Annotated in this window: 10 protein-coding genes; 8 read left to right on the top strand and 2 right to left on the bottom strand. The window is 65.2% G+C overall.

All coding sequences use genetic code 11. The features are described 5' to 3' along the window. Positions 1-39 precede the first annotated feature (39 nt). From JKV55_RS00655 to JKV55_RS00645, 3 genes are read left to right on the top strand one after another with little or no spacing between them, the layout of a single operon-like run. Entirely contained in the window at positions 40-1,035 is a 996-nt protein-coding gene (locus tag JKV55_RS00655; RefSeq protein ID WP_202081818.1) for a TRAP transporter substrate-binding protein, read from the top strand. A 20-nt stretch (positions 1,036-1,055) separates the two neighbouring features. Next, the gene (locus tag JKV55_RS00650; RefSeq protein ID WP_202081817.1) at positions 1,056-1,592 is read left to right on the top strand and encodes a TRAP transporter small permease; all 537 of its coding nucleotides are present in this window, start codon (positions 1,056-1,058) and stop codon (positions 1,590-1,592) included. After that, positions 1,589-2,875: a TRAP transporter large permease gene (locus JKV55_RS00645; protein WP_202081816.1), complete on the top strand. Its 1,287-nt coding sequence runs from the start codon at positions 1,589-1,591 to the stop codon at positions 2,873-2,875. The genes JKV55_RS00650 and JKV55_RS00645 overlap by 4 nt, the downstream gene beginning before the upstream one ends. Positions 2,876-2,896: 21 nt before the next feature. Here JKV55_RS00645 and JKV55_RS00640 read toward each other — a convergent pair whose 3' ends face one another. Next, positions 2,897-3,808, bottom strand: coding sequence for a helix-turn-helix domain-containing protein (locus JKV55_RS00640; protein WP_202081815.1), 912 nt, complete (start codon positions 3,806-3,808; stop codon positions 2,897-2,899). A 129-nt stretch (positions 3,809-3,937) separates the two neighbouring features. Between JKV55_RS00640 and pobA the strand changes: the two genes are divergently transcribed. Continuing rightward, positions 3,938-5,122: a 4-hydroxybenzoate 3-monooxygenase gene (pobA, locus tag JKV55_RS00635; RefSeq protein ID WP_202081814.1), complete on the top strand. Its 1,185-nt coding sequence runs from the start codon at positions 3,938-3,940 to the stop codon at positions 5,120-5,122. A gap of 143 nt (positions 5,123-5,265) precedes the next feature. Further along, positions 5,266-7,176, top strand: coding sequence for a RecQ family ATP-dependent DNA helicase (locus JKV55_RS00630; RefSeq protein WP_202081813.1), 1,911 nt, complete (start codon positions 5,266-5,268; stop codon positions 7,174-7,176). 42 nt (positions 7,177-7,218) lie between these two features. On the opposite strand, the gene JKV55_RS00625 is transcribed toward JKV55_RS00630, so the two are convergent. Beyond that, positions 7,219-8,445 carry an amino acid deaminase gene (locus JKV55_RS00625; RefSeq protein ID WP_202081812.1) on the bottom strand — a complete coding sequence of 409 codons (1,227 nt, stop codon included), beginning with the start codon at positions 8,443-8,445 and terminating at the stop codon, positions 7,219-7,221. Positions 8,446-8,630: 185 nt separating this feature from the next. Here JKV55_RS00625 and JKV55_RS00620 point away from each other — a divergent pair, with 185 nt between their 5' ends. From JKV55_RS00620 to JKV55_RS00610, 3 genes are read left to right on the top strand one after another with little or no spacing between them, the layout of a single operon-like run. Continuing rightward, positions 8,631-9,494, top strand: a complete 864-nt coding sequence (locus JKV55_RS00620; protein WP_202081811.1) for a MurR/RpiR family transcriptional regulator — start codon at positions 8,631-8,633, stop codon at positions 9,492-9,494. 25 nt (positions 9,495-9,519) lie between these two features. After that, positions 9,520-10,974, top strand: a complete 1,455-nt coding sequence (locus JKV55_RS00615) for an N-acyl-D-amino-acid deacylase family protein (protein WP_202081810.1) — start codon at positions 9,520-9,522, stop codon at positions 10,972-10,974. Next, positions 10,971-11,360 carry a RidA family protein gene (locus tag JKV55_RS00610; protein WP_202081809.1) on the top strand — a complete coding sequence of 130 codons (390 nt, stop codon included), beginning with the start codon at positions 10,971-10,973 and terminating at the stop codon, positions 11,358-11,360. The genes JKV55_RS00615 and JKV55_RS00610 overlap by 4 nt, the downstream gene beginning before the upstream one ends. Positions 11,361-11,382 lie beyond the last annotated feature (22 nt).

Here is an 11,382-nt window from a genome sequence, read left to right as displayed (position 1 = left end):
TGCTCCCAAGGACGCTGATAACCACAACAAGGTGATCCCATGAACAAACTGGCAACCCTCACTCTGGCAACGCTGCTCGGACTCTCCACCGCCCAGGCCGCCGACTACAACCTGCGTTTCTCCCATTTCTGGCCGGCCAACTCCGGCGTGCACCAGGGCTTTGAGGCCTGGGGCAAGTCCCTGGAAGCCGCCTCCGACGGCCGGATCAAGGTCGACTTCTACCCGGCCCAGACCCTGACCAAGGCGCCGCAGAGCTACGACGGGGTCAAGCACCGCATCGCCGACATCACCGCCACCGTGCAGGGCTACACCGCCAACCGCTTCCCGCTGACCCAGATCATGGAGCTGCCGGGCATGGCCGATACCGCGGTGCACGGCACCTGCGTGCTGCAGTCGCTCTACGACGAAGGCCTGATCAGCAGCGAATACCAGGACACCCAGGTGCTCTACCTGTTCACCCATGGCCCCGGCTACCTGCACACCCGGGACAAGGTCATCGAGAAGCCGGAGGATCTGGCCGGGCTCAAGATCCGCCGCCCCACCACGGTCGTGGCCCAGCTGCTGGAGTCCCAGGGCGCCCAGCCGGTCGGCATGCCCGCCCCCGAAACCTATCCGTCGCTGCAGCGGGGCGTGATCGACGGCGTGGCCATGCCCTGGGAGGCGATGAAGGTGTTCCGCCTCAACGAGCAGGCCGGCCAGCATGCCGAGATCAACCTCTACACCCTGTCGTTCGTGGTCACCATGAACAAGCAGGTCTACAACGGCATGCCCGAGGACCTCAAGGCGGTGATCCAGTCCCATTCGGGGATGGAATGGGCCCAGAAACAGGCCAAGGTGTTCGACGGCCTGGACCGGGCCGGTTATGAGGAGGCGGCCTCCGCCAACCACCATATCGGCACCCTGCAGCAAAGCGCCTGGCAGGCGGTGTTCGAGCAGGCCACCGAGCAATACCTGGCAGAGCTCGAAGCACGCAAGCTGCCGGCCCGGGACGTTTACAGCCGCGCCCGTGAACTCAGCGCCAGCTGCAATGCCTGATCAGACACCGGGGAAGTGACATGATGCGATGGTTAACGACGACCGCCGACCGGCTGGCGCTGGGGATGTACCAGCTCAGCGGGGCCCTGGTGGTGTTTATGATGCTGTGCGTGGTGGCCGACGTGGCCGCCCGCGCCCTGTTCGCCGCCACCGATGGCGGCCTGGATCTGACCTTCAAGGGCGGCATAGAGCTGGTCAAGTTCAGCCTGCTGTTCGCCATGCTGTTCGCCTTTCCTCACGCCGTGGACAAGGGCCAGATAGTGGTGGATCTGTTCACCCAGCAGATGGATGAACGCCGGCTGCGCTTCTTTACCGGCGCCTACACCCTCTGCTTCGGCTTTTTGGGCGGCGCCTTCTGCTGGCGCTTTTTCGAGGCGGCCCGTGCCGCCTCGCTCAACGGCGAGCTGACCCAGGATCTGCTGCTGCCCATGGCCGGCATCTACTACGTCGCCGCCCTGGCGCTGGCCATGCTGGCGGTGCGGGGGCTGCTCGGCGGCCTCAACCTGCTGCTCGGCCCGGCGCCGCGCCCCGACGCCGCCCAGGAGGCCCATTCATGAATCCCTCGGTACTCGGACTGCTCTGCCTGGCGGGCATGTTGGTGATGATCGCCCTGCGTTGCCCGGTGGCCCTGGCCATGGCCCTCACCGGCCTGGTCGGTTTCGGTCTTATTGTCGCCTTCGAGCCGGCCTTCGCCCTGCTCGAGGCCGGCCCCTTCGAAACCCTCAGCAACTACAGTTTCAGCCCCATCCCCATGTTCCTGCTGATGGGGGTGCTGGCCTCCCACGCACGCATGTCCCAGGAGCTGTTCACCGCCGCCCGTTCGCTGTTCGGCGGCTGGCGCGGCGGCATGGCCATCGCCGCCATGTCGGCCTGCGGCACCTTCTCCGCCATCTCCGGCTCCTCGGTGGCCACCGCCGCCAGCATGTCGCGGGTGGCGCTGCCGGAGATGCGCAAGCACGGCTATGCCGACTCCCTGGCCACCGGCACCCTGGCCGCCGGCGGCACCCTCGGCATCATCATTCCGCCCAGCATAGCGCTGCTGCTCTATGCGCTGATCACCGAACAGTCGGTGGGCGAGATGTTTATCGCCGGGCTGATCCCGGGCCTGCTGGGGCTGCTGCTCTACTGCGCCACCATCGCCCTGCTGGTGTACCGCTACCCGCACCTGGCCCAGGCCGGCACCGCCACCCGCTGGCGGCAGAAGCTCGCGGACATGAAAGGCTTCCTGCCGTTTATGCTGGTGTTCGCGCTGATCATCGGCGGCATCTACAGCGGCCTGTTCACCCCCACCGAAGCCGCCGCCATCGGCGCCTTCATCACCCTGGTCATCGCCCTGCTGCGGGGCATGCGCTGGCAGGGCTTTGTGGCCGCGGTATCGGAAACCCTGGCGCTGTCGGCGATGATCTTCTTCATGATCGTCGGTGCCGAGATCTTCGGCTACTTCCTGTCGGTGTCGCGCATCTCCTTCTACCTGGTGGATCTGGTCAACCAGCTCAACATGCCGCCCTATGCGGTGCTGTTCGCGGTGTTGCTGCTGTTCGTCCTGCTCGGCTGCGTGATGGATAGCATCGCCATGCTGCTGCTGACGGTGCCGGTGGTGATGCCGCTGATCCTGAGTGCCGGCTTCGATCCGGTGTGGTTCGGCATAGTGGCGGTGATCACCGTGGAGCTGGGCCTGATGACACCGCCGGTGGGCATGAACGTGTTCGTGATCAAGAGCGTGTCCCCCGAGGTGCCGATAGGGCAGATTTACAAGGGCGTCCTCCCCTTCGTGCTGTCGGACCTGGTCCGGTTGCTGCTGCTCATCGCCTTCCCGGTGCTGGCCCTGGGGCTGATTTAGGCCCAGGGCTTGGGCTGGGCATCATCCCTCCCGATCGCTGTCCGGCCCCCGCTTCGGCCCCGTCGACAGCTGGGCCACGCCGGCCTGCCGGAATGCATTCGGTGAGCAACCGTGCATACGCCGGAAAAAACGGGAGAAATAGGCCGGCTCGCTGAAGCCCAGGCTGTCGGAGATCTGGGCCATGGTCATGGCGGTGTAAATCAGGTTGCGCTTGGCCTCCAGCAACAAGCGCTGATGAATAAACTGCAGGGCAGTCTGATTGCCCAGCTGGTGACACAGGGCGTTGAGCCGCACCACGGAAATACCCAATTGACCGGCGTATTTTTGTACCGGCCACTGCTCACGAAAATGTCGCTCCACCAGCAGGGAAAAGCGGGAAAAATGCTGGTGACCACGAGCGGGAGCCGATGCCACGGCCTGTTGCGCCATGCATTGCCGCTGCAGCCAGGTCAGCAGCAGGTTGACCCAGGCCCCCAGCACCAGCTCCCGCCCCGGCGCTTCGTGAGCATACTCCTGGGCCAGGGCGGCAAAGATGGTGTCGAGATGGCGCTTGTCTTCCCCCGCCGATAGCCTGAATGCCTTGCCGAACGCCGGCGGCATGCCCAGCGCCTGCTCAAAACGGCTGATCACCGGTGAAGCCAGGGTCAGTACACTCCCCTCCACATCCCGGGAAAACCGGAACCCATGCACGCAGAGTGGCGGTACCCACTGCACCACTCCCCCTTGCACCGAACTCATGGTGTCCTCTATGTGCAGCTGGGCTTCGCCCTGCTGCACATAGAGGAACTGGTACAGATCGCCGTGCCGGTGCGGCTTGATTTCCCAGTCGTGCAGGCTGCTGCGCTGGGCGATGGACTCGTAGTGCAGCAGATCAGGCGTCAACCAGGGACGCTGCTCGCCATAGAGTTTGAAGATAGGTACCCCGCTGTCCATCGCCCCTCCCGGTATTTAATAAAGTCCAATTATATTCACAAATAGTCCCTGTTTATCGATAAAAAAATAACGAAAAATACAATTCAACAACACCAGGAATCACCGACAGGGGTCGGACAGGGAGGAAAAATGAAAACTCAAGTAGCCATTATCGGGGCCGGTCCGTCCGGCTTGTTGCTGGGCCAGTTGCTGCACAAGGCCGGCATCGACAACATTATTCTCGAACGCCAGACGCCGGACTATGTATTGGGCCGGATCCGCGCCGGGGTACTGGAGCAGGGCATGGTGGAGCTGCTGCATGAAGCCGGTGTCGGCGAGCGAATGGTGGCGGAAGGACTGGTCCACGACGGCTTCGAACTGGCCATCGACGGCCGGCTGGTGCATATCAACCTGAAGGAGCTGACCGACGGCAAAACGGTGATGGTCTACGGCCAAACCGAGGTGACCCGGGATCTGATGGCGGCGCGCCAGGCTTGCGGAGCCCGGACCCTTTACCAGGCGGAGCATGTCCAGCCCCACGACATGAACACCGACAGGCCCTATGTCACCTTTGAGAAAGACGGTGAAAGGGTACGCCTGGACTGCGACTATATCGCCGGTTGCGACGGCTTTCACGGCGTGTCCCGCCAGTCGATTCCGGCGGAGGTGCTCACCGAATTCGAACGGGTTTATCCTTTCGGCTGGCTGGGGATACTGGCGGATACCCCGCCGGTGCATGACGAGTTGATCTACGCCCGCCACGAAAGAGGCTTCGCCCTGTGCAGCATGCGCTCGCCCACCCGGACCCGCTACTATGTGCAGGTAGCGGCGGACGAAAGGATAGAGGACTGGTCCGATGAACGCTTCTGGAGCGAGCTGAAACGGCGCCTGCCAGCCGAGCAGGCCGACAAGCTGGTGACCGGCCCTTCCATCGAAAAAAGCATAGCGCCGCTGCGCAGTTTCGTGGTGGAGCCCATGCAGTACGGCAAACTGTTCCTGCTGGGCGATGCCGCCCACATAGTGCCGCCCACCGGCGCCAAGGGACTGAACCTGGCCGCCAGCGACGTCAACACCCTGTACCGTATCCTGGTCAAGGTGTACCGGGAAGGCCGTACCGACTTGCTGACGCGGTATTCAGAGATCTGCCTGCGCCGGATCTGGAAGGCGGAACGCTTCTCCTGGTGGATGACCGGCATGCTGCACCAATTCGAGGATAACGACGCCTTTACCCAACGCATGCTGCAGACCGAGCTCGATTATTACGTCGGCTCCGAAGCCGGCCGCAAGACCATCGCCGAAAACTATGTCGGCCTGCCCTACGAAGTGATCGAGTAAACCTTATCAGTCCGGTTCACTCGCTTGGGGAGCCTGGTCTCCCCTGTTTTATTCCCCCATTCGGGTGAAATTCCCGCCGCGGCTTGCGCCGGCCGGCCCGGCTCGCCACACTAGGCCATTATTCCCGACCCAGGCCGCTTTCGATGAACCTGCACCATACCCTGCAACAGACCTTTGGTTTTTCCTCGCTGCGCCCGGGCCAGCAGCAGGTGATAGAGCAGCTGCTGGCCGGCCGGTCGGCGGCGGCCATCTTCCCCACCGGCTCGGGCAAGTCGCTGTGCTACCAGTTGCCGGCGCTGCTGCTGCCGCACCTGACCCTGGTGATCTCGCCCCTGCTGGCGCTGATGCAGGATCAGCTGGCCTTTCTGCGCCGGCTGAACATTCCCGCCGCCAGCATCGACTCCAGCCAGGGCTGGGAAGAGGCCCGGCGGGTGATGCAGGAGGTGAGCGAGGGCCGCATCAAGATCCTGATGATCTCGGTGGAGCGGCTGAAGAACGAGCGCTTCCGCCAGTTTATCGGCCGGGTGCCGCTGTCGCTGCTGGTGGTGGACGAGGCCCACTGCATCTCCGAATGGGGCCACAACTTCCGCCCCGACTACCTCAAGCTGCCCCAGTACCGCCAGCAGCTCGCCATTCCCCAGGTGCTGTTGCTCACCGCCACCGCCACCCCCAGGGTTATCGAGGATATGCAGCAAAAGTTCGCCATCCCTCAGGAAAATGTGGTGATCACCGGCTTCTACCGGCCCAACCTGCAGTTGCAGGTGCTGCCGGTGGACGAGCCGGACAAGGCCGCCGCCTTGCAGCAGTTGCTGGCGGCAGAGCCCCGCTCGCCCACCATCGTCTACGTGACCCTGCAGCACAGCGCCGAACAGCTGGCCGAGCGCCTGACGGCGGCCGGCATCCCCGCCCGGGCCTACCACGCCGGCCTGGAGCAGGAGCTGCGCAAGCAGCTGCAGCAGGATTTCATGCAGGGGCGGGTTCCCTGCATCGTCGCCACCATCGCCTTCGGCATGGGGGTGGACAAGGCCGATATCCGTCGGGTGATCCACTACGATCTGCCCAAGTCCATCGAGAACTACAGCCAGGAGATCGGCCGGGCCGGGCGCGATGGCAACCCCTCCACCTGCACCCTGCTGGGCAACCGGGCCGGGCTCAATGTGCTGGAAAACTTCGTCTACGGCGACACCCCCGAGCCCGCCGCCATCCGCGCCCTGCTCGGTGAGCTACAGCAGGCCGGCCCCCAGTGGGAGCTGATGCCGCTGCGGCTCTCCAACGCCACCAACATCCGCCTGCTGCCGCTCAAGACGCTGCTGGTGTACCTGGAGCTGGACGGCATTATCGAGCCGCAATACAGCTATTTCGCCGACTATCGTTTCAAGTTCCTCAGGCCGCGCGAGGAGATCCTCGCCGCCTTCCAGGGCGAGCGCCAGGCCTTTCTGCGGCAGGTATTCGACGGCTCGCCCCAGGCCCGCAGCTGGTGCCAGGTGAATTTCGAGGCCATCTGGCAGCGCGCCGGCGGCGAGCGGCAGCGAGTGATCCGCGCCCTCGACTACCTGCATCAGCAGGGCTGGATCAGCCTGGAAAGCAAGCAGATGATCGAGGTGTACCGGGTGCTGCAATCCGGCTTCGATCCGGAGGCGGAAGCCGCGCGGCTGCATGCCCTCTTCCGGCAGAAGGAGCGCAGCGAGCTCAGCCGGCTGGAGGAGATGATCGACTTCTTCGAGAGCGACGACTGCCTGAGCCGGCGCCTGGCCGGCTATTTCGCCGATCACCAGGCCCCGGTCCGTTGCGGCCACTGCTCGGTGTGCGCCGGCCGGCCCGCCCGGCTGCCGGCCCCGGCGTTGCCGCCCCTGCCCACACCGGCACAACTGGAGCAGTGGTGCCGGGCGCTGCAGCAGGAGGATGGCACCCCGCTCAGCGCCCACAGCCTGGCCTGCTTCCTGTGCGGCATCAGCACGCCCCTGCTCAACCGGCTCAAGGCCAGGGGCAAGCCCGGCTTCGGCGCCCTGGAGCGGCAGCGGTTCGGGGAAGTGGCACAGTTGCTGGCCAGTTGAAAAGCCGGGCGGCGGTCTCCCCACCGCCCGGAGTGGAGGGGGTCAGAATCGCGTTTCTATGGATTCCAGGATCCGGTAATCGTCATCCACCAGCGCCAGCCGGCGCCACTTGTCGAAAGTCAGGCAGGGGTGTGAGGTTCCAAACAGCACCACATCCCCCACCTGCACCTCGGTATCGGCCGGCAAGGTCATAAAGGCGTGCTGATCCATCACCTTCTCCACCCGCCAACCGGCCAGCGCCTCTCCCAGCCGGCGGCCGTCCCGATAGTGGGCCAGGGGAACGGGCAGGCCGGCGTCGAAGGCCACGTCGCGCTTGCCGAAGCCCAGCACCGCCTGGCCCGGCTCGGGTAGCGACTGCACATAGGCGGCCAGCTCCAGGGCCGACACCAGATCGCCGCCCAGCTCGCAGGCCGCCGGACTGCGTGCCATCACCCCTTGCTGGGCCTCGGCATAGATGCCCAGATCGTGGGTCAGGTAGCAGCCCGGGCGCAGCAGCGGCAGGGCGCCTGCCGGCAGTTTGGCGGCATCCAGCCCCTTGGCCACCAGATCGTACCAGGCCGAGCCGGCACCGGTGATCAGCAGGGGCCGGGGGCTGCGCTCGGCTTGGTAGCCGAGCAGCCCGACCGCCTCCGCCACCAGCGCCAGGATCCGCGGCTCCGCCTGCTCACCGCCGATCACCCCTTCGTAAAACTCGACCCCGGCCAATTCCAGGCCCGGCAGCGCCAGGATCCGCTCGCTCAGCGCCTTGGCATCGTCCAGGGAGCGGCAGCCGCAGCGCCCGCCCGGCACCCCCAGCTCCACCAGCACCCGCAGCCGTTGCCCGCGCCCGGCGAAGAATTCGGACAGCCGGACGGCATTGGCGGCACTGTCGACACAGCAGTAGAAGTCGACTCCGGTCTCCAGCAGCTCGGCCACCAGCGCCATATTGGCTTTCCCCACCAGCTGGTTCGCCATCAGTATCCTTTCGGCTCCGGCCTCCCGGGCGACCCAGGCCTGCTGGGGGGTGGCCACCGTCATGCCCCAGGCGCCCGCCGCCAGCTGCCGCCGGAACAGGTCCGGGCTCATGGTGGTTTTGCCGTGCGGGGCGAAGGCCATGCCCTGGCTGGCCATAAAGCGCTGCATCCAGGCCAGGTTCTGCTCCAGGGCAGACAGCTTGATCATCGCCAGGGGCAGACAGGCGTCTTCCTCCAGCACCTGGTAACCCCCGTCGCCCCGTGCGCAAGGCACGCCGCCCTTGTGTCGACCGAGCCGTTCATCTTGATACTTCATAACCAAAAACCTCTGATTGATAATTAAACTAAAAAAAGTAACACAAATTAAGTTATTGTTTTTAAATTAAATTTAAAATTGATATATGAAAACTTGGTACAAAATATCATAATCAACCCATGCAATTGTGCGCATTTTCACTGTTTTGGAAAGCAAAAAAACCAATAATTTTGACGAGGTTCAAGATGACGTACGAGATAGACATAGTGTCCCGCATCACCGAAAAATTTCCGGAACTGAGCGAGGCCGAGAAGCGGGTGGCCCAGCTGATGCTGGATGACATCGCCGCCGCCTCCCGGGCCAGCATCGGCGAACTGGCCCGGGAAGCCGGGGTCAGCCAGGCCACCATCACCCGCTTCGCCAAGGCGGTGGACTGCCGGGACGTACGGGATCTCAAGGTGCGCCTGGCCCAGTCCCTGGCGGTGGGCCAGCGCTTTATCCACGAGGCGCCGGATCTGGACGGCATCAACGGCATCTATGAAGGCATCAAGAATGTGCTGGAGCTCAACCGCAAGGTGGTGGATGAAACGGCCATCAAGCAGGCGGTGAGCTGGCTGAGCCAGGCCCGCCAGACCCTGGTGGTGGGCATGGGCGGCGGCTCCACCATCATGGCCCAGGAGCTGCAGTATCGCCTGTTCCGGCTGGGCTTCGTGGTGAGCAGCTACAACGACGGCCTGCTCTGCCGCATGGTGGCTTCCTCGGTATCGGCCAAGGACGTGTTCGTCGCCCTGTCGCTGACCGGCTTTACCCCCGAGGTGGTGGAGTCGGCGGACATCGCCAGGCATTACGGGGCCAAGGTCATCGCCATCACCCCCAAGGGCTCGCCCCTGGCCAAGGTGGCCGACCTGACCCTGGGGCTGGTCACCCAGGAAACGGACTTTATCTACAAGCCCACCGCTTCGCGCTACGCCATGATGGCGCTGCTCGATGTGCTGGCCACCGAACTGGCCTTGGGCCACAAGCGCCAGGTGCGGGATCAGCTGCGGCGACTCAAGCTGACCCTGGATGCCCACCGGGGCGGCACCGACAGACAACCCCTCGGCGACTGAGCCGGAACAAAGGAAAAGGACGGTTATGCACTACGACATCATCTTCACCCAGGCCACGCTGGTAGACGGCACCGGCGCCCCGCCCCGGACTGCCGATGTGGCCGTCCAGGGCGAGCGCATCGCCGCCGTTGGCGAACGGCTGCCGGGCGAGGCCGAGCAGCGGATAGACGGCCGGGGGCTGGTGCTGGCACCGGGCTTTATCGACGTGCACACCCACGACGACACCAATGTCATCCGCACCCCCGGGATGCTGCCCAAGCTGAGCCAGGGGGTGACCACGGTGATCGTCGGCAACTGCGGCATCAGCGCCGCGCCCGTGACCCTGAAGGGCAACCCGCCCGATCCCATGAACCTGCTGGGCCAGCGGGAAGATTTCCGCTACCCCACCCTGGGCCACTACATAGCGGCGGTCAACCGGGCCCGGCCGGCGGTCAACGTGGCCGCCCTGGTCGGCCACACCGCCCTGCGCCAGAACCAGATGGACGACCTGTTCCGCCCGGCCCGCCCGGCGGAGATCGCCGCCATGCGCGCCCAGCTGCGCCAGGCCCTGGAGCAGGGCGCCCTGGGGCTGAGCTCCGGCCTCGCCTACGCCAGTGCCAACGCGGCGCCCAGCGAGGAAGTGATGGCCCTGGTGGAGGAGCTGTCCGCCCACGGCGCCCTCTACACCACCCATTTGCGCACCGAGTTCGAAGGCATACTGGAGGCGATGGAAGAAGCCTTCGCCACCGGCCGCCATGGCCGGGTGCCCGTGGTCATCTCCCACCTCAAGTGCGCCGGCGCCGGCAATTGGGGCCGGACGGTGCAGACCCTGGCGGCTTTGGAGCAGGCGGCCCGGCATCAGGAGGTGGGCTGCGACTGTTATCCCTACGCCGCCAGCTCCTCGACCCTGGATCTGAAACAGGTCACCGCCGATTTCGAGATTTTCATCACCTGGTCGGAGCCCCATCCGGAGCTGGCCGGCCGACCCCTGGCCGAGATCGCGGCCGGGTGGGAGCTGCCCCTGCTGCAGGCGGCGGAGCGGCTGATGCCCGCCGGCGCCGTGTACCACTGCATGGCGGAAGAGGACGTGCGCCGGGTGCTCGCCCACCCCCTGACCATGGTCGGCTCCGACGGCCTGCCCAATGATCCGCACCCGCATCCCCGCCTGTGGGGCGCCTTTCCCCGGGTGCTGGGCCACTATTGCCGGGAGCAGCGGCTGTTTTCCCTGAGCGAGGCGGTGCACAAGATGACCGGCCTGTCCGCCCGCCGTTTCGGGCTGGTGGACCGCGGCCTGGTCCGGCCCGGTTATTTCGCCGATCTGGTGCTGTTCGATGCCGAACGGATCCGGGACGGCGCCACCTTTGAACGCCCCTGCACCCCGGCCCCCGGCATCGAACTGGTGCTGGTCAACGGCCGCCCCTGCTACCGCCAGGGCCAGGCCACCGGCGAGCGGCGGGGTCGTTTCCTTTATCCCAAACACCATCGAGGAGAACAGCAATGAGTATCAAGCGTTACGGTATCGAAGGCGGCACCGGCACCGGCGGGCAGCACCTGCCCTTCGCCCGGGCGGTGGAAGCCGGCGGCTGGCTGTATGTGTCGGGCCAGACCCCGATGAAGGACGGCGAGGTGGTCGAGGGCGGCATCGTGTCGCAGTCGCGGCTGGCCATCGAGAACTGCCTGGAGATCATGCGCGATGCCGGTTACGGCCTGGAGCACGTCGTCCACGTCAAGGTGATCCTCACCGATGCCCGCTACTTCACCTCCTTCAACAAGGTGTTCCGCGAGTACTTCGGCGAGCATCCCCCCGCCCGCATCTGCGCCGTGGCCGACCTGGTGGTGGACTGCAAGGTGGAAGTGGATCTGACCTGTTACAAGACGCCCCAATAAGGCGGATGGCGGCCGGGTGCCG

The organism is Zobellella iuensis (assembly GCF_016746085.1).
Lineage (GTDB): Bacteria > Pseudomonadota > Gammaproteobacteria > Enterobacterales > Aeromonadaceae > Oceanimonas > Oceanimonas iuensis.
Note: the sequence above shows the minus strand (reverse complement) of the source record. Positions and strands in the feature narration are given on the sequence as shown.